The sequence below is a fragment of the Paenibacillus glycanilyticus genome (assembly GCF_030161375.1).
Taxonomy (GTDB): domain Bacteria; phylum Bacillota; class Bacilli; order Paenibacillales; family Paenibacillaceae; genus Pristimantibacillus; species Pristimantibacillus glycanilyticus_B.
The window spans coordinates 24,276-50,272 of sequence record NZ_BSSQ01000005.1; the positions used below are offsets into that span (position 1 = coordinate 24,276).

General features: G+C 49.3%; 12 protein-coding genes. All 12 read right to left on the reverse strand.

Features of this window, described 5'->3' with window-relative positions; all coding sequences use genetic code 11:
- Positions 1-115: 115 nt before the first annotated feature.
- On the reverse strand, positions 116-1,333 hold the full coding sequence (locus QQK89_RS06145) for a response regulator transcription factor (protein ID WP_284237613.1): 1,218 nt from the start codon (positions 1,331-1,333) through the stop codon (positions 116-118).
- The gene (locus tag QQK89_RS06150; protein WP_284237614.1) at positions 1,311-3,056 is read right to left on the reverse strand and encodes a cache domain-containing sensor histidine kinase; all 1,746 of its coding nucleotides are present in this window, start codon (positions 3,054-3,056) and stop codon (positions 1,311-1,313) included. Before QQK89_RS06150 ends, QQK89_RS06145 begins: the two co-directional genes overlap by 23 nt.
- A gap of 142 nt (positions 3,057-3,198) precedes the next feature.
- Positions 3,199-4,914, reverse strand: coding sequence for an amylo-alpha-1,6-glucosidase (locus QQK89_RS06155; protein WP_284237615.1), 1,716 nt, complete (start codon positions 4,912-4,914; stop codon positions 3,199-3,201).
- A 216-nt stretch (positions 4,915-5,130) separates the two neighbouring features.
- On the reverse strand, positions 5,131-6,234 hold the full coding sequence (locus QQK89_RS06160) for a flavin monoamine oxidase family protein (protein WP_284237616.1): 1,104 nt from the start codon (positions 6,232-6,234) through the stop codon (positions 5,131-5,133).
- Entirely contained in the window at positions 6,231-7,517 is a 1,287-nt protein-coding gene (locus QQK89_RS06165; RefSeq protein WP_284237617.1) for an MFS transporter, read from the reverse strand. The genes QQK89_RS06160 and QQK89_RS06165 overlap by 4 nt, the downstream gene beginning before the upstream one ends.
- Positions 7,518-7,601: 84 nt before the next feature.
- Complete coding sequence (locus tag QQK89_RS06170) at positions 7,602-8,990, reverse strand: PLP-dependent aminotransferase family protein (protein WP_284237618.1); 1,389 nt, start codon at positions 8,988-8,990, stop codon at positions 7,602-7,604.
- Between the two features lie 33 nt (positions 8,991-9,023).
- Positions 9,024-10,142: a GNAT family N-acetyltransferase gene (locus QQK89_RS06175; RefSeq protein ID WP_284237619.1), complete on the reverse strand. Its 1,119-nt coding sequence runs from the start codon at positions 10,140-10,142 to the stop codon at positions 9,024-9,026.
- A 53-nt stretch (positions 10,143-10,195) separates the two neighbouring features.
- Positions 10,196-11,173 carry an aldo/keto reductase gene (locus QQK89_RS06180; RefSeq protein ID WP_284237620.1) on the reverse strand — a complete coding sequence of 326 codons (978 nt, stop codon included), beginning with the start codon at positions 11,171-11,173 and terminating at the stop codon, positions 10,196-10,198.
- A gap of 242 nt (positions 11,174-11,415) precedes the next feature.
- On the reverse strand, positions 11,416-16,365 hold the full coding sequence (locus QQK89_RS06185; protein ID WP_284237621.1) for an S-layer homology domain-containing protein: 4,950 nt from the start codon (positions 16,363-16,365) through the stop codon (positions 11,416-11,418).
- A gap of 329 nt (positions 16,366-16,694) precedes the next feature.
- Positions 16,695-23,243: an S-layer homology domain-containing protein gene (locus QQK89_RS06190; RefSeq protein ID WP_284237622.1), complete on the reverse strand. Its 6,549-nt coding sequence runs from the start codon at positions 23,241-23,243 to the stop codon at positions 16,695-16,697.
- A 72-nt stretch (positions 23,244-23,315) separates the two neighbouring features.
- Complete coding sequence (locus tag QQK89_RS06195) at positions 23,316-24,503, reverse strand: WG repeat-containing protein (protein ID WP_284237623.1); 1,188 nt, start codon at positions 24,501-24,503, stop codon at positions 23,316-23,318.
- A gap of 165 nt (positions 24,504-24,668) precedes the next feature.
- Complete coding sequence (locus QQK89_RS06200) at positions 24,669-25,820, reverse strand: HupE/UreJ family protein (RefSeq protein WP_284237624.1); 1,152 nt, start codon at positions 25,818-25,820, stop codon at positions 24,669-24,671.
- Positions 25,821-25,997: the final 177 nt, after the last annotated feature.

The window sequence follows — 25,997 nt, forward strand, 5'->3', positions numbered from 1 at the left end:
TGGCAGCTCCCCTTTGAAAAATGAGATATATAACAATTGAACCGCTTTCATCATAACGAAAATGAAAGCGGTTCAAAACCGATAAGTATTCGATTGTTTGCGTGTTTTTGTTCGATTACGTCGCCAGGTGATCATCTGTTAGATGGCGGTTGTCTTTTTGTTCGGCGCGGTACCGGCTAGGGGTCTCTCCCGTGCAGCGCTTGAACCATTTGCTGAAATATTTGCTGTCGCCAAGCCCGGTTCGCTCCGCGATCTCTTGCATCGTCAAGTTCGTATCTCTCAATAATCCCGTAGCCAGCTTAAGCTTCCGTTTGTATTGGAAAGCAACAAAGCTGTCCCCCACCGCTTTCTTGAACAGGATCGAGAAGTGGCTCCGGCTAAGTCCGACCTGCCGCGCCACGTCGCTGACCGACCATTCGGCAGACGGGTTGTCATGGAGCAGCTTCACCGCGCGCCAAATAGCCTCTGGCCAATCCCCTGCGGATACCTGATACGCCTTCTCTATTTCAGCTTCCTTATGAAGGGAAAGCATAGCCTCAAGCCGTTCTTCCGCACCCGACAGCGGCCCTCTTCTGGCCCATTGAAATTTCGCGCTTTCGCTCTTTTGTTCTACTAATATGCTTTCCATAGCATTCACCTTTGATTGGGGCACCATACAGTAGCAGCGCTCATTCCCATAAGGAATAGCCGTTCCCAAGCAAAGCTGCCGGTCCTCGTGCGCTCCTTGCTTCAGACGCTCCGGCCAGGAATATTCGCAGCCCGAGGTTTTGAGCAAATAAAGATAGGCCTGTTCTCCGTTAAAGGACCACTCTTCGCGGGTGCGCTTCTCCATCTCGCCCGCAAACTTGTCATCGTGTCCATTCAGCCAAGCATATAAAAGCGTGCTAAGAAGTTCGCCTTGCTCGCTTGCGTTGTCTTTCTTAGCCGCCGACTCTGAAGCTGCCTTAAGCTCCTTCTGAAACTTTGCGAGCATATCTTCCAGCTCTTCATCTTCGAAGGCGGTTTTGAGCAAGTAGCCCGAAGCGCCAAGCTTCATTCCCTGCTGCGCGTATTCGAAATCCCGATGGCAGCTGAGCAGAATGATTTTCGTATCCGGTGCCGCCTCCTTTACTTTACGGGACAACTCAATGCCGTCCATCTCGGGCATAACGATGTCCGTAATGACGACCTCCGGCCGATGTTCGAGAAAAGCATCCCAGGCTTTACGGCCGTTGGGAGCATCCGAGACGACTTCCATCCCGTATTTCGCCCAAGGAACCGTCGAACGGAGTCCTTTGCGGACGATACTCTCGTCATCGGCAATCAATACTTTAATGGCTGGTTTCGTTTCCATGTTGGTCCTCCTCCTTCTTGGGCCATTCGATGAGGATCGTAGTCCCTTCCCCATGCGTGGATTGTACGTTCAAACCAAACTGCGGGCCAAAATGCAGCTTGAATTTCTGATTCGCGTTTTGCACGCCAAGTCCCCCTCTGCCCTTGCGCTTCTCCGCTTGCGGCATAAGCAAACGCTCCAGCTTATCTGCCGGAATTCCCGCTCCGTTATCCGTTAAGACGAGTCGCACATGATTGCCTGCCTCGCGAACCGTTAGCTTAATCTCCCCTTGACCGTCCTCGAAGCCGTGGAAAAAAATATTTTCGAATAAGGGCTGCAGCGTCATCCGGGGAATCAAATACGCCTTCAGCTGTTCATCACACTCTAGCTTATAGCTGAATACGGGGCCGTAGCGGATCTCCTGAACCTTGAGATAATGCTCGATAATTTTCAGTTCGCTGCCTAGCGGAATAAGCTCCTGGGAAATATCCAAATTGCCCTCAAGCACCTTCGTAAGATGGTACAGCATTTGGCGGATATCTTCCGCTCCTTGTAATCTCGCCTTCCACTGAATCGAATTCAGGGTATTAAACAGCAAGTGCGGATTGATCTGATAATGGAATGCTTTCAGCTCCGCTTCCTTCTTGTTTCGCTCGCTTATTTCTATCTCTCCGACGAGAGACTGGATCCCGCTGACCATGTTATTAAAGCTGATATCGAGAATCCCCAGTTCATCCCTCGCCTCCACCTGCGTTCTCGTATGCAGCTTGCCGAAGCTGACCTTCTGCATGGCGTCCTTCAGACGGCGGATCCGGGAAGTAAACGTAGAAGAAAATAAATACGCCAGTCCAAAAGCAAAGAGACAAGAGGCAATGGCTACGATAATCGTATTGGACCGAATGATGCCGGAGGAACGGTAGAACGATGCCGCGGGCAATCTCGCTTCGATGTTCCATCCGTTAACGGCGATCGATTTATTCCACACGATATCGCTTGACTGTGAAGCAAACGTTCCCGCCGTCTCGTAGATGATCCGGCCGCTTGGATCCTTGATCTGAAGATGGGCTTTCGTATCATGCTCGAACAGCTTGAACATATGAAGCAGTTCTTCCGCATTTTCTTCGATTAATATTTTGCCGCCCCTCAGGGCGCCATACGGGTTATTAATGGAAACCGCCAGCCCCAGAACCGGAGTCCCGGTATCCGGCGTATCGTTCATTTCATGATTCTGCTGATAGAATCCAATCCAGTCTTTCCCTGACGGAGATGCAGTCATCTGCTGCCAAGCCGGAATCGTCTTAAGCTTGGATACGTCGAGATTATTCTCCCCATAATAATAACCGGTTCGAGTAATGATATAGATGCCGGTCGTACGATCGGTTTTAAGCGCTTTCAAGAGTGATTCCAGATCGTTTTTATCCAGAATATCTTCATAAGTCACAGGGGCTTGGTCCCCTAAATCCGCCCATGCGGGATCAAGCAAATACGTATATATCGTCTCGGTTGTCTGATTCATGCGATTGAGATAGGAGCTTGTCTGCTGCTCCAACTGCGCCACGGCATTCTCGCCGTATTTGCCAAACTGCGAATTAACGACCTTCGCGGATTGGTAATAAGACATGGCGCCAAGCGATAGAAGAGGAATAATCGTTACGATAAGAAAGCATAAGAGCAGCTTCGTTCGGATGCTTCGGTATGCGCCTGACCGCAGGCGAGTATTAAGCCGTTTAAGTAATGGATTCATCGCGGTTGCCCTCCGAGCTTCGTGCAAAAATCATTTGAATTGTAGCATGGACCTCTCTGACAAACAATGTCAGATGTCCCCAAACGTCAAAAGCACTTCCTCACAGCCTTTTTCTTGGCGGTGAAGAAGTGCGATTTAGCCATTAAGTTGTATATTCATGCCCTAGAATAAGGAATACGCTAGAAGTCCAAGTAAAAGCGCGATCTCGCAATCCTTCACCCGTTATGGCGTCAAAATTTTCAGCCATCCCGCTTCGGTTCAGCATCGCGCAGAAACGGTCCGAGACGGTCTCCGCAAGCTCGCGATCCCCCGCCGCGGCAACGCCTTCAACGAGGATCATGGTCGATGGCGCCCAAATCGGTCCCCGCCAATACCCGTCGGCATGATAGAACGGGCTGTTCACGTTTTCCGTCGCCCAGCCGTTAGCCGTCAGGAATCTGCCTTCCTCTCTTAGACCTTGCAATAGCTTCGCGCGGATCGCTTCCGGCAGACGTTCGCCCAATATAATCGGCACGAATAGAAGCAGACTGTCTCCTTCGGAAATCTCATGCGTGCCGGACCGGCAAGCCGTAAATCGATCGTCATGCCAGAAATGGCTAATCATCTTCTCTAGCGTGTCCTCGGCAAGCTGCTGCCATTCGATTGCTTCTTCCGGATGTCCAAGCCGCTTCGCGATCTCAGCCAAGACCTCCATCTGCAAGATAAGAAAAGCCGTCAAATCAGGGCTCTCAACGGGAATGCCGTTGTTGAACGCCGTACTGTTATCCCAGCCGGAGTCGTTGCCGTGATTGTATTGCGGGATGCCGTCCCCGTCCGAATCGCGGTACCGGAACCACCATTTTGTCCATTTGGACAAAGGACCGTAAACCTCCCGAAGCTGCGCTTCTTGAATAAAGTCCGTCCGTTCCATCATCCAAGCGAGCGTCCAACCGTGAATAGGCGGTTTGTTGCAGTTCCAGAGCGCATACTTGTCGTTGATAAAGTCCGGGAGCAGACCGCTTTCATCCTGCCGGTCAAAGAAAATCATGAATTGATCCCATGCAAGCTTTGGATCGTGGCGAACAAGCGCCATCGCATTAAAGCAATGATCCCAGCTCCAGATGTTCGTCATCCAATTCTTCGACATATACATGGCCGGGCGAGTCAGACATCCCTCTGCGGGAACTAGGCAAGACCACGTAATGTAAGAAGCAAGTGCGCGGCTTCCCTCCCAACGTTCCGGCATGGACAAGCTGTTATGGTGCCACTGATTGAATTCTTCCTTCACCTCGGCAAGCACATCGTCAAACGGCTCCCACGATGTTCTCCGCTCCATTACGGTCTTGAACTCTTCAACAGCGAATTCGGACTGGCCGGACTTCCGGTCGGGCAAAAACTCCGCGATCACGTAAGAGCTTTTAATTTTGTCCCATGGCACTTCCATCTTCAGTTCTCCAACAAGCGCTGTCAGCATAAAGCGGCATTCATGGGTGAAGCTGTTCACTTCCCAGCAGCCGGGCGCCTCTTGGAAGGCGTAATCATAAGCGGCCGTCTTGAAGGTCAAGCGTATGCCGCAGCCGCTGGTCCGAACTCGAAAAGTCCGGCTGCCCGAGATGCACAGCTCGGCGGTCATTCCAAACTCCGACGTCAGCTGAACCCGTTCAGGCGAAGCTTCCGATTGGAACGGAACCGCTTGGCCGCTCTCATCCAACATCTCAACGAGGAATGCCTCGCCAAATTTATCATCGCCGCCGCGGACGGTGCGCAAATACAAGCCTTGTCTTCTATCTTGAGCTTCAGGCACAATCGAGATCGCCAGGAACGAACCTCTGCGGCTGAACGGTACAATATTTAAATCAAAATGGAATTCATGGTTCATGTTTAGTCTCCTTCACCAAATCGAATACGCTTTCATTTTATCGGAAGGAGAAGATCGGAGTAACCGACAGTTGTTTTCGGAGGGGAGGCGATTTGTTTCGTGAGGACAATTCGTTGGAGGATCGGTGTTGTTTTGTTAGAGAGATGTCGTCATTTTGTTCGAATCAAGCAAAAGGACAGCTGTTCACATGACAGCTGCCCTTCGCGATAAGCTATTTTACTTCAGTTGTTCAATCACTTTCATTGCTGCCCGATCAGCCGATTGAAGGGCTCCTTCCAAATGGCCGCCTTGCACGCGAGATGTTTCCGTGCCGGCGAAATAGATCGTTTTATCCCAACTATGAACGTCTCCATCCGGTGGCCCGTAATCGGGGTAATCGGATATCGGATCAGCGTCTTCCAACACTGCCGTATCAGGATCTGTAGACCAATCCTTGTATAGAATGGCGACGTTGTCTTTAGCCTGCGGACCAAATAGCCGCACCAACTGTTCTCTAATTAACTCCTTAAGACGCTCTTCCCCTAGTTCTAAGCGCTTGTTGGCATTTATTCCGAAAAAGCCGAATAACGCGCCGCCCGTTCCGTGACCTGGTACAGGTGAAGCATCATGAATTTCCTGCAGAGGGCCCACCCAGCTGGACGCAAATCCCGAAAGTCCCTGCTCGCGCCAAAACGGACGATCATAGATCACGACTGCTTTCGCTTGAGCGGCCATCCACGTCGGTTTGTTCATCAGCTGGTTCCTTAATTCTTGCGGCAGCCCAGGTTCAAAGGCAATATGCCGGGCAATTAATCGCGGAGGCAAAGCGAAAATAACGGCTTTGGCTGTTATTCTCTCCTTCCCGCCATTAACTTCGATGTTAACCGTCTTATCATCCTTTTGCGTAATGGCCGTCACGCGCGAGTTCAGTCGAACGATGCCTTCGGGAAGCGTGTTTTTTATTGATGCAATCAGCGTATGGACACCGCCCGCAATTCTTAAGGATGTGTCCATCGCCCCTTCGGAAAGTTCATAGTACTGCAGTGGCTCATGAAGAGATCTTTCCATCACGATACGTCCATGATCAGCTTGCGCAAAAGTATCCAGTTTGAGATCCTCCGCTAGTGCCGTCATTTTAGGTTCGTATCGAGGCCAAAACCATGTGGGTCCTAGATCATATCTTCCAAACTCCGGTTTTCCTTCAACTTCTTTGCTTAATATCCTCCCGCCAATTCGATCACGGGCTTCAAGCACTTGGCAGGCAATGCCGTGATCGGAAAGCACGGAAGCTGCTCTCAGACCGCTTAACCCGGCGCCAATGATAATAACCTGACTGTTCAATACTGTTCTCCTTTCTGTTGAGCTCGGGACCATAATACAACGGGAATAAGAATGAGCGACAAGATCGCTCCTGACATGGACAACGTAGCATAACTGGACTGAGCAACTACCATTCCGGATAAAACGCCGCCGGAAGCACCTCCCAAAGCGACGAGTACATCGACGGTACCTTGCGTTTTTGCCCGATCGGCTGGCGTTGTTGCATCTACTATGGCCGCTGTGCCGCTAATAAATCCAAAGTTCCAACCTAGACCAAGAAGGATAAGCGCAATAACGAGCAGCAGCATAGAGTCTCCCGGAGCAAGCGCTGCTAACGTACCTGATAACAGCAAGGTTAAACCGGCCATGTAGGACATGATAACGCGGCCAAATTTATCGACCAGGTAGCCCGTAATCGGTGAAGGCAGATACATCGCTGCTACGTGCAAGCCGATTACAATTCCCACCTGACTCAAGCTGTGTCCATGATGTTTCATATGCACGGGAGTCATGGTCATGATGGCGATCATGACGATTTGCGTAAGAACCATGACGGTGGCACCAACCATAATCCCTTTAACATTTCCCTTTTGCCCTTGAATAGAAGACTGGTTCGCTTGATGACGAGCGTCCGTCATCCGTTGTTGCTCCGCTATAGCTTTCGCTACGATGAGAGGATCCGGCCGAAGGAATAAGAGCAATACCGTTCCGGCAATAAGATAAGCAACCGCCGCTAGCATAAACGGACCGGACAAGGCCGGAGCCCCTAACGAAACAGCCAACCGTCCCGTCAGATCAACGAGATTCGGACCGGCAACGGCACCTATGGTGGTGAATACCATTGCCGCGCTGATGGCTTTGGCCCGATGCTCCGGCAAAGCCAAATCCGTACCTGCGTAGCGTGCTTGAAGATTGGTTGCCGTCCCCCCTCCATAGATCAACATGGCTAGAAACAGCAATGGAACGCTATCGATTACAGCAGCTAGCACAACGCCAATCGCTCCGATTCCTCCCGATAGGAATCCGACGGCCAGCCCGATTCTGCGGCTAAGACGTTGCGACAGGCGGCCAACCAATAGAGCAGCGATAGCGGATCCAAGCGTGAATAAAGCGGTGGGCACTCCGGAATAGCTGTCCGTGCCAAGCATGGCTTGTGCCAGCAACGCTCCTACCGTGATCCCTGCTGCCAGACCCGCTCCGCCAAATATTTGAGAGAGAATAACGACTTTTAAAGTTCTTGCATGCAACTGGCGTTGTTTCTCCGGCGATTTCACATATTCGAGTACTGCCGTATTTTCTGCCATCTCCAATCTCCCTTTTTAAATATTTGACTCATCTTAACACGCACAAAAAAGCCACACAATATAATTATTGTATGGCAAACAATATTAAGTATGATCAATTAGCAGACGTCTGAGGATCATTAATCCTTGTTCAAGTTCTTCGATTGTTGATGGTGCCGATACGGAAATTCTTATAGCCCGCTCCGGCGTGCTATTGCCAACGACAAAGCGTTCAGCCGCATACACCTGCACTCCTTGCTGAGCCGCTAAGGATTCAAATTCAGCTCCGGTTATCGTACCCGGTAATAGCAACCAACGGAAGATACCTGTATCTGCACCTAAACTGCGATAGTCTGCCAATAGTCGGTTGAAGGCATTGTTCCTTAGCCGATTTTGTTCCCGATGCTTCTTAATTAAATCTTCAAATTGATTGGATACAATAAGACGCGCCGCCAGTTCAGCCAATAGCGGAGAAACCGAAATGTTCAAATTATAAAGCGCCTTTGCGATCGGATCCTTGAACCGGCCCGGCACTGCCGCATAAGCTAGTCGCAGCCCCGGCGCTATCGATTTCGATAAACTCGCTATGTAGATAACCTGCTCCGGAGCAAATGACGCAAGTGCCGGAATGGGATTCTCGTCCAGAAGATGGTACGACGCATCTTCGATGATAAACGCATTGTATTTCTTGGCAATGGCCGCAATCGCTCTCCGATGTTCTAGCGGCATGGAACAAGCTGTCGGATTATGATAATCCGGAATGACATACACGCCTTTGATATTCTCGGTTTTGCATACATACTCCAAGGCAGTTGGACTCATCGTATAATGCTCGGATTGGATTGGAACGGTCTGCACGCTGAGCATTGCTGCTGCCGTCTTTAAGCCGGGATAGGTATGATGATCCACCGCAATGCGATCACCGGGCTTGCAAAGACTCGCCAGCGTGGCGGCAATCGCATTTTGTCCGCCGTTCGTGAACAAAATGCGATCGGCCGTCGTTTCATACCCGCCTTTTCGTATGAGCTTCACGGCTGCATCCTTTTGCCAAACGCTTTCGCCTGCCCGGCCGTAACCAAACCACCGCTCATAATCGGACTCTTGCACCATGCTCCTTAATTGATGCATCAAAGGCTCATAGGAAGCCTGGTCCGGGAGCGTCGCCCCCATCTCAATCAAATGCTTCGGCTTGGTATCTTCCAGCAAATACGCGTTCGACAAAGCATCGTACGATACAAAAGTTCCGCTTCCGACAGCAGCGCTTAACAAGCCTTTTAATTCGCACATTTTGAACGCTTTGGAAATGGTGCTCAAATTCAAATCCAAATAGTCAGCCAGCTCCCGCTGCGGAGGAAGTTTGGTTCCAGGGAGCAGAACCCCGCTCCTAATATCCTGTTGCAATTGTCTTGCGATTGCTTTATAGATCGGTTTTATCGTTCTATCAATGGATGGTTTCCAACTCATGGGGTAGTTGTCAAACGAGTTAATCGGCATGATACGCTTCCTTTAATTATTTCAAATATGAACTTAGAAACAATCGACCACATACCAATAGACGGGCAGTGGAAACCAGTCTTTAGGAGCAGCTACGTCCATATGACGGCCAAATGGGGTCAGGATCAGCTTCTGCGCTTCCATTTTATCCAGAACAACCGCTTCCGGCATAGCTTTCCGCTCGACTTGCACGCCGGCTTGATCCACGCGGATCGTTACCGGTTGATCATCCATTATTGCCGAGAATAGGCCGTAAGAAAGTCCGATTGTATTAAATTTCAACGTTAAATAGGCTTCCAATACATTCGCAAAATCATAAATATTGTACATATTAGAAGCTTCTACTTTATAACCTTCCGCAAAGTCGCTAAGTACGGCATTGTAGGCTAAGTCATATTCGGGAAGCGAAATTTTCACTTGGTCAATGGCGTAGCGGTCAAAATAGGCTTTTATTATTTTTCGAATATCTTCGGTGTCAGTTACCGAGAGTTCGGTTATTGCAGTCCCGCTATGATCCTTAATCAAATAACCGATTTGTTTGTCCTCGAACGAAATACCAACAGGAATTTGTCCGTAAGAAGATAAAATTTTCTCAAGGAGTTCGGTTTCTCGCGAAACGTACGCTAGACGCGAAGTATTTGATTGGTCGGCAAATTGCACGGCATCCTCAAGTTCAAACAGCGGCGAGAATGTAATCCCTTTACTGTCTATAGCTTTAAGCGCGTGCCTCACGTTCGCTTTGCTTATCGTATATTCATATTTTGTTCCGCCGGACGTATAGCCGAAATATTCATATCTCTGCCGCTGGCCGCTCAATATGCTAATATCGGTAGTTCCTTTCATTTCCTCGAGCCAGCTCGTCATCAAAGCCAACATATGCCCTTCTCCCCGAGCCCGAGGATGAACGGCGACTCCCCCGAGGAACTTCGCGCGGAGCTCTTGAGCGCCTACATGCAAAGTTTGCGGCAGAACCGCTATTTGCGAGACCAACTTGCCATCTTTATTCTCAGCAACCTTAGTGATCGCATAAGATTGATCATTCTCATGGTATACCTTTGGAAGTATTTTCTCAAAATCGATACTGAATGCATAGTTTGCTAAATCAATAATCTCGTCTCGCTCTTCTGGCCTCGCCATTCTGTATGGGGTCATTTCCTGCTCATCCCTTTCGCTTCGCTCTAGGCGGCAAATGTTTTCAATTACTCTTAAGGCATATCCTTTCCTCTCGAACTTACATAAAGAGCATACCAGTCATCACGACTCATAAGCTCAGCCTGACGAACAGCATCCTGGCAAGCAAGAATTCGCTCTGGATTAGCCGTCCCAATAACAGGCTGAATACGAGCAGGGTGACGCATGAGCCAGCCGAGTACAATCGCCTCAGGCGAAGTTCCTTTCTCTTCCGCCAGCCGTATGACAAGCTCAGCTGTTTTCCGTACGTTGTCCGGATCATTATCCGATGGAGCCTTCGTAAATTTCCCTTGCGCTAATGATCCGTAAGCTTGAATTTGGATATTTTCCATCTGTGCGTATTCCATAAGACCTTCCGCGAAGTTTACGTTCAGGCCGGCTTGTTGATTGACATGAATCCCTTGATCCAGCCAATCCAGTCGCGCAAGGCTCATCTCCATTTGGTTGGCGACAAGCGGCATGTCCATCGCCTGCTGCAAGAAGCGGATCTGCTGCGCATTCATGTTCGAAACGCCAAAATGCCGTACCTTGCCGGATTCTTTGAGCAAAGAGAATGCTTCCGCTACTTCTTCAGGCTCCATCAACGGATCTGGTCTATGGAGCAGAAGAATGTCTAAGTATTCCGTACCTAATCTCTGTAAAATGCCGTCTACCGAGTTCAAAATATGCGACTTGGAAAAATCAAATCGGCCAGGCGTTCTGTCATTCCCCCAACGGATCCCGCATTTGGATTGAATAACTAGATTTTCCCGGAGTACCGGCTTTGTCTTCAATACTTGGCCAAAGACGATCTCCGCCTTACCGTTCGTGTAAATGTCGGCATGATCAAACATCGTAATACCCGACGAAAGAGCCGCATCGATAGCTCCTTCCGCCTTCTTATAATCCGCTTGCGTCAGCGGATCACTGTTCCAGCCTCCACCAAGCGACATGCAGCCAAGCACAATTCGGCTGTTAGAAATTCCGCGTTTTTCAAAAGGTATCATTCTCATCGTTATCTCTCTCCTATTTCTAAGTATCTATCTTCTCTCTTGGTGTACAGTTAGATAACTTATATATTTACATCATATAAGAAGCTCTCACGGAATTCCACCTTACTAGGATTGTCGATTCCAACTTCTACTTCGACGCTTTATATCATGATCAGATCCCATCGTGGTCGTAAAAAATCGCCCTCCACCTGTCCAAGAAGACCAAGTGGAGGGCGATTGTTATTCATTCGTTTCCAATCTCTTTATTTCAGATAGAGGTTATACAAGAATACCGCCGCTTCCGCGCGGGTTGCCGCTTGCCCTGGATTAAGCTTCCCTGCAGAGCCGTGGATCAAGCCTGCCTCAACCAGCGAAGCCAGGTTTTGCAAAGCATAACCGGATACTTGCGCTTTGTCTTTGAACGCGGCTAATGTCGCCGTCGATTGCGGAGCTTCAAGCTTGCCAAGCTTCTCTAGAGCCCGGGCGGCCATAACCATCATATCTTGTCTCGTAATCGGCGCGTCCGGATGGAATAAGTTGTTGTTGCCGCCTTTGATGATGCCTAGCGCTTTGGCCGCGTTCAACAATTCAGAACGGGAATCGGCTGCCGCAACGTCCTCAAAGGTTCCGCTTGACTTCGCGGATAATCCTAACGCTTTCATCAAGGATACCGCGAAGTCCGCTCTTGTCATTGAGCTGCCCGGTGCAAACTTCGTTTGCGAGATAACTCCCTTGGAGGCTAGAATTTCTATTTGTTTCTTCGCCCAATCGTAGCCCGCGAGATCCGTGAAGCTCTTCTGAACAAAAACGACGGCGTATTCGCTGAAGTGGGTCGTCATGAAGTTCACGCTGCCGGTTGCCGAATCGTATTTCGCGTTCGGAACGGCAATGGCTTTGCCTTGACCGTCGATGTACCAGATCGTAATATGTTCCGGATCAGCCAATTCGGCCGCGGAAGGTTTATACGGAACGGAAACGGTTATCGGATGATCCGGATCGTTCCAAGTTACGACTTTACCGTCCAGCTTCAGCGACAGGTCAATGACCGGATGATCACCGATGGATGCCTTCAGGCTGTCGTCCATGCCATCCGTTGTAACCGTCTTAATGCTCAGCGTTACGGTTGCCGCATTCGCGGAGCCGATTCCGCTTTGAATACCGGACGGAATCGTCAGTGTTCCGGCAGCGGTTTGAATAACAATTGCTTTGCCCGCCGGTAAAGATTGCAAGAGCGAGGCGGGAACGCTAACGTTATAACCACGTGCGCCATTTACAGCTGGAATGACGATTGTCGGCTTGTTTGTACCCGACAGCAAAGAGCTCAAATATGACGTTGGAATCGTCAGAGAAGCTTCCCCGGTAGCAGGATCCAGAATTGGAGTTAAGCTACTCGATGTGGTTCCCCCTGTCGGCGTTGGTGGCGGCGTAGTGGTAGTTCCTCCGTCATCTTCTTTCGCTGCAAAGTGAAGCATCCCCCACGGGTTGCGGTTCTTCGAGTCGGAGTCGTTGCCGTTCCACGCATATTGCGAATAGCGGGTTCCGCCTGCGCCGGAAAGATCGAAGCCCATGTCATATCGCATTGGAGTGCCTAGGACAAGACTGCCGTCCGTGCTGAAGGCATCTGCAGGCAAGCCGATCGCGGAGAGCGGAATAGCTGCTTCCAGAATCCAGCCCTTATTGTCGGACGCCAATTTCGCTTTCACATTCACTGGCGACTGGGAAGCGAAGCTTGGTCCATTGACCCAATATGCAGCTGCCGAAACGCTGCCGTCACTGTTTTTGTTGACGCCAAGAAGCAATTGCGAATCGGTACCAAGCATGCTGCCAGGAGTTGACGCAACATCTTGCGGTCCGAAGAACAGCTCAAGCCCGTCACCATTCCACATATCCGCTGGATTGCCTGCTACGCCGCCATTTGCTGCCCTGTTTGTCCCCGACGTTACGCGGGCCTGAATGTAGAAGTTCTCATTGTCCCAAGTCACGGCCATATTGCCCGACACGTTTGGATCGGGAATAGCCGGTCCCGATACTTGATCTATCGCTGTCAGAGTCGCCTTTTTCGAAAAATCGCTCCAATCCGCGAAATCGCCGATGACCGGCGCGGTAGCGGTTTGAGGCGCTGCCATCACCTTGTGCGTGTCGCGTTCGGTCGCTGCACTTCTATTTGGAGCCGCATAAGGCTTGACGCTTCCCGCAAGCAATTTGTAAACATTGTAATGGTTCTGCATGGCAAGCTCATTAAATGCCTCAACCGGTCTGTTCGTCACGTCAACGAAACCGTACGCTCCGGACTCGCCGTTATTAGGACCGTTGAAGTAACGTCCGGTTGGTGCCTGATCGAGCCAAGTGAACCAATCGCTGCCTACCACGACGCCCGTCGCGATGGCATTCTCCAAATAGTCGCTGTACATCTGGCCCTTCGCCGTTGGGCTAGACACCGGTTGGCTGCCGTTTGGCAACACGCTTGTGTCGGAATAGTGCCACTCGGAGAGGATGATCGGCGTGCTGTCGGACCAATCGTAGATCTGTTTAAGCCAAGCTGTATCTAGCGAGTTCGTGTAGTAGTTGTAAGTAATAGCGTCTACGTTGCCAGCGGTTGCTTCCGCCAAATCCTGAGCGAGCGCGGTGTTCCGGAGAGATCCGGCAAACCAGCGGTCGCCAAGCTGCATATGATTCGGATCATATGCCTTGCCAGTCTGGTAGATGGTGCTATATTCGGTTTGGAGATAATACTTGGTAAAGTTATTGATATCGCTCGAAGCGGCGGATGTGCTCATCTTCAGCGTGCCGCTCGCCAGATCATTAAAGCTCGAGAAGTTTGTCTTCCACGCCGTATTAAACGCTGCGATATCATCGCCGTACTGATCGCTCATCCAGCTAGCCAGCTCATTTCTGGTGCCACTGCCAACAGAAGAGGAACCAAGGAGCGTGCTGCTGAACGAATCGTAAGGAAGTTCATTCTCAAACATGTAACCGATCAGCATCTTATCATTCGCGTGGCCGGATATAGCCCCGCCATAACCGGCATTTAAGCTGCTCTGCCAATTCGGACTAAACACGTCGAACAGTCTGGAGCTGCCGATATGCGGGGTTTGCGCCATGGCAGAATCGAGAACTTCGAAATACGGCGTTGTTGTGCTCGCGTCGCCGGACCACATGCCTAAGGAATTGAAGCCTAATTGCTTCTCGTTGTAGATCTGATCCTCGCGCCAAGCATTGACGTCAAACGGTTTGCCCGTTTCCTGCTCGATGTTGTACACATATGGCGAAAAGGTATCTTCGCCCCTCCAGGCTTTGCTGTCCGGGTCGTAGGCCGGAAGCTGGTCGTACTCCCATTTAATGCCCGTAAGATCGGCATAAGTCTCGTTCGGATCGGTCACTGTCGCTCCCAGCTGGAAGTACAAGTTGCCTAACGGGTCAACCATTACAGCCTCAGGGTTGCCGTCATTATTAACATCCGCATGGCTGGAATAGAAGTAACCGGTCGCTTCAAAGCCGTATTCAGACCCGCTGCCGGCCAAACCGCCATAACTGTCCCGGTCAGTCGGTGGGCTCAAGGAACTGAAGTACGATTCATTTTGCTCCGGAACCATCGCAAGCTCTTCATCGCTCGTGATCTTGGCATGCGGACGATTGTCGTTTGGCGTATACGGAGAATCAATCATTTGCCCGTATTTGTCTACGATTGCGGAGGCGTTAGGGTCGCTTCCGCTGGCACCGTTTCGAGGAACAATGGTGAACATCGTTCCGTCCGTATTGGTATACCAAGCACCGGCGCTTGTTCCAATAGCGGGATCTCCGGGTACATTCTCAAAATCCTCCTGGAATAAGACCGTATCGGCCGTCGTGTCGGTAATGACAATGTTGTCCACGTACACGTTGCCGCCCGATGCCGCGTTCACCACCAAGGTATAATCGTTCTGATCGTCATCCGGCACAACGAAGGTAACCGAGCCATTCTGCCAAGTGTTGCTTGCTGCTACCGATAGTTGCGACAAGGTTGCCCACGACTTATTTTCCACCTTGAAGTCGGCTGAGCTGTAACCAATTCCCTCGAGGTTAAACTCGTAAGTGTCGCCGGGAACCAACTCGCCCAGATGCGCCGTCACATTGCCTTCGCCTGAGTTGATTCTCAGTACTTTGCTGGAAGTACCGGCAGCCTCGCTAATCGGAACGACGGAGAAGATCCCGTTTGTACCGGTGTACCAGTTATCATTCCCTTTGCCGATAATTGGCGTATTAGGCACATTCTCGAAACCATCGGCAAAGAACGTTGCGCCCTCAGCATCGGTAACGGTCATATTGTTGATATAGACCTGTCCCGCCGATGCGGCGCTAATAAACATATAGTATCCTGCGCCTTCAGGCTGGCCCGCCGGTGTCGTGAAGGTCGCCGTGTAAGTGGTCCAAGACGTTGACGGACCTACAGTGATTGACGATCCGGACAGAGTAGACCAAGGAGTATCCGAATTCTCGTCAGACTGGAACTTGATGTCGGCCGTCCCCGAGCCCATCGCCTGGAACGAGTAAGTATAGGTGGAACCCGCAGCAAACTCCTTCGTTCCCCAGCTCATGTTCCCGCTGCCGGTATCTGCTTTGAGCACGTAGTTGTCTACAACTGCAGGAACCGGGCCTACGGCGTCATTCTTGGAAACAACGGAGAAAATACCTGTAGTTGTCGTATACCAGCTATCGTTTCCTTTACCTATTGCCGGTGTGTCTGCAATGCTGTTGAAATCTTCCGAGTAATAGGTCTCGTCGGCGGTAGTGTCCGTAATCACGACGTTATCGACATAAACGTTGCCGCCCGTCGCGGAACCAAAGTAAAAGTCGGCACCTCCGGCTTGGTCCTCAGGCGCGGTAAACGTACCTGTGTAGCTGGTCCAATTGGCGGAAGGTTCAATCGAGACCCTCGAACCGGCTAAATCCGTATACTGCAGCGGGCTGCCCCACTGCCAGTTATACTGAACGAACACACTAGCCGTCCCCGTACCCATTGCCTCTAAGGAATACGTGTACTCGTGGCCCGAGATGATATCGTTCGCGTCCCAGCCATGGCTGATAACACCGGATCCTACTCCGATCTTCAATACATTGTCGGCGGAGTCCGCATAAGCAGACCTGAGCCCGCCCGAGATCATCGATAACAGCATAGCCATAATGACCATCATGACGGTCCATTTATTTATCCTTGAATTCCTTTTAAGAGTCATTCGCCAATCCTCCAACCAATTTAATGGTATAAAGCGCTTACGAAACTATCTTTTAGCAAAATGCAGGAACAAGCGATATAGATTATTTCGAAACGAGCGTTTCTCTATCTGCCATCGACTTCCCCCTTTTGTGCGGATGGTATGATCAGTTTTATTTTAGGGCGATGTAAGCCCTTTCACTAGGTTACGGTTTTATGATTTGGTGCACTTTTCGATACACCGTTATTTTTTTCATCCAATTGAACAAAAAAGAAGACTGTCGAGATGATCTCGACAGTCTTCTAGGCCACTAATTTGCGGCTTCTTTCTTGTATAAAAGCATGTCTCTTCTAGTTCCCTAACAAGTTATACAGCACTTGAGCGATTTCCGCCCTAGTAGTTGTATGAGTAGGATTAAGCTTGCCATTGCTGCCGCCAACGATACCCGACTTAACGAGCAACGTCATCGCGTCCGTCGCCCATGATGCTACTTGTCCAGAGTCATTGAAGTCGGAGAGATTCTTGCCGGTTTCGCCCTGAGGGAGCTTTCCAATAACCTTCAAAGCGTTGTACAGCAGGGTGAACATCTCTTGACGGGTAATCTCCTTGCCCGGCGCGTACATGTTGTTTCCTACGCCGGTAGCGATACCAAGACGTTTGGCCGTTGCCAGGTAGTTGGTGTAATAAGTATTGCCCGCGTCCGAGAAGTTGTCCGTCGCGTTTGTATCCGGGGTAATGCCATAGGCTCTCATCATAAGGACGATAAAATCGCCGCGCGACAGCTTAGCATCAGGGTTGAAAATACCGTTCCCCGTCCCTGTTGTGATGCCTCTTGCCGCAATGAAACTTACGGCTTTGCTGTACCATGCGCTTCCAACAACATCGTTAAAGCTCACTTTGTTATAAGCCACCGCGTAGTTGCTGAAATGGGTGGTAGTATAAGTAACCACGCCGTTAACCGCGTCATAATGTCCGTTAGGAACATTGATCACGTTGCCGCTGTCGTCAATGTACCACACGACGATGCTCTCCGGATGAGCAAGTTCAGCAGATGTCGGAGAATAAGGAATAGATACCGTCACCGGTGCATTAGGGTTGTTCCACGCAATCGGTTTGCCGTCGATAGACAGAGTAATCTGTACCAATGGCTTATCGCCGATTGCGGTTTTAACATCTCCAGGAAGCCCGGATTTATCGCCCTGACCAATGGAAATGCCCGCTTTGCTTCCGCTTACGCCAGTAAGGCCTGTCAGCATATTCGAAGGAACGGTCACGCTGCCCTTATCGGTAGTGAAAGCGATGCTGCCTTGCAGATCGGACTTATTCAGACTTTGGACAGGGATGTCCAAGCTGTAAGTTTGAACATCCGGAACGGATGGAACTGTGATAACGGTCGTTTTCCCAGCTGTCATAAGATTGCTGCCTGCGCCAACATCCACGGTTGCGCTATGGTTATTCTTATCAACCTTGACCTGCAGCGTAGAATTCGAACCGTTAACATTAACTTGTGCCGTATAATCAGGCGTGCTTTCTACCGGACCCGTTGGAACGGTAGACGCAGAAACGATCGTGACATTAAATGTTGTTGTCTTGCCGCCAACCGTTACCGTAACGGTCTTAGTACCGGTAGTTGTACTGTCAAATCCGCTAATATTGGCCGATGTGATGGCAACAGGGCTACTGGTTGTATCACTGTAGGATGCCGTAACTACCAGTCCTGCAAGATCCAAACTCTCTCCAACCTTATATTGCGTTTTTGCAGGCAGAGTTGTCACCGCAATGCTTGTTAACGAAACATTCATGATTTCGGCACGGTCTCTGACCCTGATTCTTGGGTGCATATCCGAGTCGCTGACGACTTCGCCGATCGAAGCCAAACCGGCTACGGAAACGGATGCTCCCTCTGTAATGAAGGAAAGCGACGTTCCTTTTGTAATGTATCCGTTAATGAATACGATGGCCGGTCCGGATCCGTCATTAATTGTAAATTGGTTGATTGTTCCGTCATTGTCTTTGTAAATATCGGACACGACGCCTCTTGTTCTTACCAACAGTCCCGTATTGTCAGAGGACACGGAAGCAGCTGTGGTGAGAGAAGTTGGCGCAAGCTTATGAATGCTTGGATCCAAAATAGTGAAGTTGCTTACCGTAAGTTCCACTTCGCCTTGATAATGCGCGATCGTGCCGCTAAACCTTGCTTTTTGTCCTTCTTGGATACCTGAGGCAACCGGGAATAGGTTAATGCCGCCCGTTGCATCCTGCGCATAAATCGTATCAAAGAAGCCTTTGTTTGTATCCGGATTTGCGCTTTGCGTATTTACCTCGCTTGTTGTTGTTGCTTCAATAATAACTTCCGTTCCATCCGGCAGATTCTTCGCATCCGCAATGCTTGTAACCGTCAGCGGATTAACCGTTTTATAAAGATTATCCATAATATTGTAATTGGCATACGGCAAAGTCCCTGCGTTTTCTTGCGTGACCTGGATCTCAAAGTTACTCATGAATGATCCGCCGGCAACGACAACAAGCGAAGTTTTACCGTTCGAATGCGTAATCACTTCAGATGCCGCGAGCAGCTTTTCTTCCGGATTCGTTGCAATCTCGCTGTTTGAATTGACATACTTCGGAATATACAGCTTGTCCGAACTTACTCCCTTATCCGTTTGTGGATTCGTTCCAGCTGCAACGAATGGGAAGATATCAATGCCCGGTCCAGTTCCGTAACCAAAGTTGTCATTGTCGGTTTCGGCCGAATAAGTGGTCGGGAATCCGAAGACGAGCGGGCTGACCGTTGTAGGCAATGTTGAGGTTCTCTTGCCAGTCGTCGGATCAACGGCATAAATCGTAGAACCTGAATATTGGCTGTAGGTCTGTCCGTCAACAACGCCTTGCATCAACGGATTATTTAAATTGAGCTCCGTCGGATACAGTCGATACGCTTGTCCGCCGTTCTTATCATCGTCCATAACCTCATCGTCGCCTTCGCGTAGCGTGGAACCGATGGCTGCCAGAACGTCATTCTGCAGTTCGGACATATGTTTCTTAGGCGATGCCGAGTCCGCGTTTGAGATTTCCGCGTAGTCTGCGATATTTCCGAAGACTAGCGTATTCCCGTTCTCCGAGAAGGCTTTGAGCGCCGCGATTTCCTCAGCGGAATAGTTCACCGGATTTAACCATGCGCTAACGCTTTTTCTGGATGGGGCATTCAAGATGATCATTTTATATTTCGGATTGCTGGTTGCCGCGATTAATTGGGCCGAAGTATTGAGCTGTACAACTCTTACGCCGTTTGATCCGGCGAGTGTCATCATATTGCCCATGGAGTTCGGATAGCTTCCTCCGCTGACGTATTCATTGCCATGCGAAGCATCTAGCCCCACATACGAGACGGAATCTATGTTGCTAACCTTCATCGTACTGGTTGCCGTATACGTCTTGTCTACACCGTTCACCGTAATAACGGCGCTAATCGTGATAGTCTTGGTTCCCGCAGTCGTTGGCGTATAGCTGAATACATGATTCGCGTTGCCCGAGGATGCGATGCTTGTACCCGGCGTAAACGTTTGGCTCGCTCCGGAATCTCCGTCTACCTCATAAGAAATAGATTTAAGAGTGACAGCCGTACTTTCGTTGTTGAAGAAATTAGTCGTTAAATTTAATGCTTCTGTAGTAACTGGCATAGTCGAGCTGTTGCTCACCGAGGTAATGCCGACCTTCGGCGCAGAACCAAGCCAGATTGGCGCCGTGACAGCGATGAATCCTTTGTTGTCCGTAACGATTGCGAAATAATAGCCCGGAGTCGGCGCGTTCATCGAATAGGTGTAATCCGCGTTATTCGTTCCGACAGGGTAATTCTTCTGATCAACGATAGCTCCGCCTGTGCTGATCAGCTGGATCGATGCGATATCGCTGGTCGCTACGTCAGGATTTCTATTGCTAGCCGTTATCGTAATATCCGCGGTTGCAGGGGCAGTATCCAATATGGCGCCCATGCTATAGGTGTCCTTGCCGTCATTCAGATGATAGGTAACGTCTAAGTCTCTGTTCTCCGTCGACCATACGGAACGGTCGCGCAATGCCTGATAAATGCCGCTTAACGTAAAGTCGTTTGTGTAAACAACCGTCGCGATGGTATTGGATGTTCCCCAGCCTTTTTTATGATTATCGCCGTTGTTGGTTGGGGCTACGTGCCATCCTTTATCCAAAGCCAGAACAAACTGGTCTACCGACCTGAAGTATCCGCCGGAGCCAACGGCGCCTTCGCCGTTACCTGCTTCAACAAGCGTTACTTTATCGTCAATCTCATCCTCGTAATAGCCGAAATTCGAGAAGTTGCCGAATGTAGTGCCGGGATGATTAAGCTGCGAGATCGAGCCCGGCGTACTCTCAAGCATTTTATAGTAGGTTTGAAGGCCGCCATCGTTCGTCTTGTTATTTAAGGTCGCGTTGTTACGGCTGACAAAACCTGTGGTGTTGAACGTATTCATGTGGCCGGGACCGCCGGACCATGTCATCTCGAAGCCGTAGTCGGTTACGAAAGCAGGAGTGGCTGCATCCTCCGCTGCCTTCTTGCCGGCAAGCCAAGCGGCATTGCTTGAGTTGTAATCATTAATGTTATGGTCCTTCGTGACATCATAAGATGCCGTATCATAAGAATTGGAGTGGTCCGTTACGATAAAGAAATCGAATTTACCTTCATCTCTTGCGTAAGCATAAGCCTCGGGCAAAGTGCCTAGACCGTCCGAGTTAATCGTATGCGCGTGAAGGGAACCGTAATAGTTCTTCTCCCCGCCGGCGGCTTTCTTCGCCGTGTAGGTAAAGGTTGTAGAATCGCTGTCCAAATAATTGGCAAGCGTTGCCTTGGCAACGATTCTTACCGGGAAATAAGAAGCATCCATCGCAATAGGAGCCGAATAGGTTTGATCGGCTGTGCCCACTAGCGTACCGTCTGTGGACGTATAAGAATTTTTGTAAATCGAATACTGAATGGTTGCATCTGCCGTAGATGATGTTAATGCGACAGGAGTTGCGGCTGTGATGGCAGAGCTTCCTGGGTTTGCGATTACGTTAGCGGCCTTGCTTTGCGTATAGGTAAAAGTCTGAGCCGCTGTTGTATACGTGCCGTCCGAAGCTGTTGCCGTAATCGTTGCCGTTCCGCTAAGGAAGGCATCCACTGTAACTTCGACCGAGTTGCCGGTACTCGTTACGGCATTTCCTCCGTTTACGCTGTACGTTATGGTCGCGCCAGTTGTTGGAGTGGACAAGGTCACTTTCGAATTAAGCGGCACTGCCGTTCTGGTAGGTACGCTGGCAGCCATAAACTCAACGGTCGGTGCCGTAGTAGCTACGATATCTGCCGCGTTTGAGGAAAACAGCTGTACGCCATTGTAATAACTTGCAACGGCATTCGTAATGTTTACATAACTTCCGTTGACGCCAACTGTACTATCGATACCTTTGCTCCGCAAAGCAGATGTTATACCAGCTTGGCTTACTGCATGATTAAAGTAACTTGCACTATTAGTTCCACCGACATTGTCGAGTTTAACCGTGTCGAATGCAACCAGCATTCCCTCATAAGTTCTGTCCTCGAGTTGGCTGAACATGATTTTGATTGGAGTTGGAGGTGTCGGATTACTGCTACGCACAACTACATTTGTTGCCACATCATCCGGTACAATTTCCATCAAGCCGTTAAACAGCGTTGTTTTCCCGTAAACATAGATTTCCTTGCCTACATAAGAAGAGAGGTTTGCGCCACCTTTAAAAATAAGGATACCGCTGCCGGCATTCATTCCGTCCTGCATATAAAGGCTCGTATTCCCGTTCAAGTAAGTACCAATGCCTTTAACCCATACATACTCCCCGGCAGACAGCTTCTTGGCGTCCGCGTTTGGCGTGATGGTCTGCTGATTGTAGGATAAAGTAAGGACGTCTGTTGGCAGAAGCGTTGAAGACTTCGCTACAACCTTAACGACAAAAGGGTTGGTTCCCGTAAATCCGCCTTCGGAAAGAGCCGTGAAAGGCGCTGTGTATAATTTGGTAGAACCGCCGACGGTTGTCGCTGGAGTCGTTCCGTCTGTTGTATAGAAGATTTGCGCATTTGCATCCGCATTGGATAAAGAGATTGGCGTAACATCCAAGATGGCGCCGGTTGTATTCGGCGTTGCCGTTACGGTTGGCGTAGTAAGTTCCGGAATCTTGGCACCGTAGATTTGAACGCCGTTAATATTGCTGGTACCGCCCGAACCTACTGTGCCGCCTCCTTCTGAGACTTCCGATTTCTGAATCACTCTAATATATAACGCACTTTGGTTGGCGGCCTCTGCAGGTAAAGCCATACCAAACTGCTCAAGGGACGTGCTCTCGATCTTTACGGTGTAGCCCGTGTCAAGCGGATTGCCGAATACGGTCCAGTCCGTACCGTTGGTGCTCCACTCCGTATTGAAATCGCGGGGACCCGTGCCGGAAGAACGAGCGCCGAAATTAAAAATCAGATCTTTAAATCCTTCGGTAGAGGTCTTCAGATACCAATACCCTTTGTCGGCCTGTCCATTAAAACCCGAAGTTGAAATAGAGGCTGACGAATAGGTAAGGCCTGAAGTAACTTGCGCGTTATTTTTAAATAATTGCAGAGTTGGATTGGAAGCATCCAGCGTCTTGTAATAACCGCTTGTTGCTCCAAAATTTCCGTTAGCAGCCGTTACTTCCCCCGTACTTCCGTAGTTCCATGTTGCAATTTCCGCTTTTCCTTCCATGCTTTGAGGCGGATTCTCAACGGATTTGTTGCCATTGATTGCCGCAAATACGGTTGCCGTGGGCAATGCCGGCATTATACTGCTTACTACTAATAAGCATGCCATGCCAATACTTAACCAAGCTTTGTTTAACCCTTTCATGTCCTCTCTCCTTGTTGAATATTTATTGTTAAATATTCGCACTTTCGTGCTCCTATTTTCACAAACCGTAAGCTAGTTTCTTGGATCCCATATATAATTTCCGGTTGTATCGATATAGCCGATCCTTCCATCCGAGAAGCTTAATCTTGCAATTCCGTTCCTGAATGGCCCGGCATTATTATGTCTAAGAATATTGTCATTTTCTTTCTGAACAACCTGATGAATGCTAAGAGTCCCTTCCTTATCCATATACCCGCCAGCTCCGTCATTTATGGCAGCCAAGCCTTCCGAGAACAGGGTTTCATCAAAGCTATCATCTAAGTCGGGGCCAAGTTTATAGGCGCCGGACTTGTCTATATACCCTATTGAATATTGATTAATGCTGCCGCCAACGCCTACCTTGGCAAGTCCTTCTGAAAAGCCGTATGCTACAGCAAATTTAGGTTGTATCACCATGTTGCCTTTTGTATCGATGTATCCGTATAAAGCGGCGGACGTTTCCGTATTCTTAACGGCTACGGCTGCTAAGCCCTCCGAGAAACTTTTCCCGTTCACGTACTTGCTCGCATCAATGATGACTTTCCCCGTCTTGTCTATGTACTGATAATGCTTGTCTTTCATGACGAGAGCCAAGCCATCCGAGAAGCTATACGCCTGTTCATATTGATAAGGGATGATCATTGTTCCGCGGGAATTAATATAGCCATACATTTCGGTAGGTTCATCTTGGACTAGAATTAATCCGTCGCTTTGCGTGGGCATATGATTTCCAATAAGCAGCATAGAAACGATATTCATATCTTCGGGCAACGTGCTTACAACCTTGCCTTTTGTATTCAGTACAAAATATTGTAGACTATAGGTGTCCTCATCCAGTTTTATTGCACCGGCTACTCCGTCGCTAAACGTACTAATCGCCGAATACTCCGGTTTGACAATCATCTTCCCGGCAGCATCAATGACACCAACCTTTATATTATTTTGTTCTTCTCCATCTTCACTGCTATTCGATTCGTCCTTCACCTGAACGACGGCGACGCCTTCATGAAAGTCCTCCGCCAATGTATAAATAGGTTCTATGGCTATCTTTCCTGCTTTATTGATATAGCCCCATTTCCCATCAACTTGGACGGGGTATAAAATCGTTTCGTCACTGTTTTTCTTGGTTTCAGCCTGAATAACGACGAAGATCGCCGCTACAATAAATACAATCGCGAATGACACCCAAACGATTGGTTGTTTGATCTGTCTATCTGTCATCAATGAAATCCCCCTTTGAACAATACAAATATATTTTAGTAGTCAATTGTTATTTGCCGCACAAGTTTTGGTGAAGTGTTTGTAAAAGCGGCATAATTGCTTGAAGTTGATAACGCAAAAAAAAGCACGCCTCAAATGGCGTACTTTCTTGCGATATGCAAATGATTAAACATAATAAACGACACGCTCGACCAGCCATAGGCCGCCTAACATTAGAGCCGCCGCCGAGCAGGTAACTGCCACGTATCCCGCGTGTCTCCAGCGATACAGAAGAGCGAGCACAGGCAGCGCCAATGCAATGATGATCACTTGGACGGATTCAATGCCGAGATTAAAACTAATCAGATCCACAGCCAGTTCGCTCTTTGGAATGTTCATTTCTATCAAGATGTCCGCAAAGCCCATCCCATGGATCAATCCGAAGATGAAAGTCAAAACCCACCGATAGTTCACTTTCTTGCGAATCAAATTGTCCAAAGCGACATAACAAATGCTTAGTGCAATAGCCGGCTCTACAATACTGGAAGGGACATGAATCACCCCTGTTACGCTCAAGGCCAATGTAATACAATGCGCAATCGTGAACGCTGTTATTGTTCCCGCATATTGCTTGAACGTTTGCCTTGCGATGAGCAGGGAGAATAAGAACAAAAGGTGGTCAAATCCCGATAAAATATGATTCATCCCCAGCACAAAAAACGAAAACCAGCCGCTCGTTGAGCTTGATGTAGCTGATTCCTCAGACTGTTGCTGCTCAGGTTCAGCATCGCCCGGCTTTAATGAAGCAAAATCATTGTCCGTCATTTGCAGCGACCAGGTCTGGTTGCTGCCCGAGAGTACCGCAGTGCTTCGCTCGGTCCCGTAATAAATCGACAGCAAGTTAATATAATTGCCCAATGTGTCCTTCATATTCAATTGATCAGTCAACTGGATCAACTGGTTTGCCGTTACCGCCGGGAAATAAGCTTTCAGAATCACCTTTTTTCCGTGCAAACTCAGACTCTCATTTGGAGGCCAGGCCGTGCTTTCCCCGTTATATTTCAAAACAAGGTCGCTCTTCAGAATCGCCAGCAGTTGCTCATCGACCTCAGCGAATTCCTTCGGATCTAGTTCTCCGTCCTTATTGTTATCGCCCCCGACAAGCTCTATGACCGACTTGACATCCAGGGAATAAGTAAGCTCCGTATTGGATTCGTATAGTTCCAATACGGTATAAATCGCGCTGTAGGCATGAGCATCCGCTCTATGCTGACCTGACAGAAGCGCTAGCAGCACCATGAAAATCGAAAGAAAGAAACGCCCTCGCCAGACCGTCATGTATGTCATCCTTTTTCTGAAGTAGTATGAATGCCAATCCAATCTATCATATAATTGTTAATTCCAGGTCAACTAAGAGATGTAGAAATAGTAAAGTTTAATAGAGTAGCCGGTTCCTAACCGGTAAATGCGGGAGGCAATCTCCATAAAAAAATAAGCGTTACCTATCGATTGTTC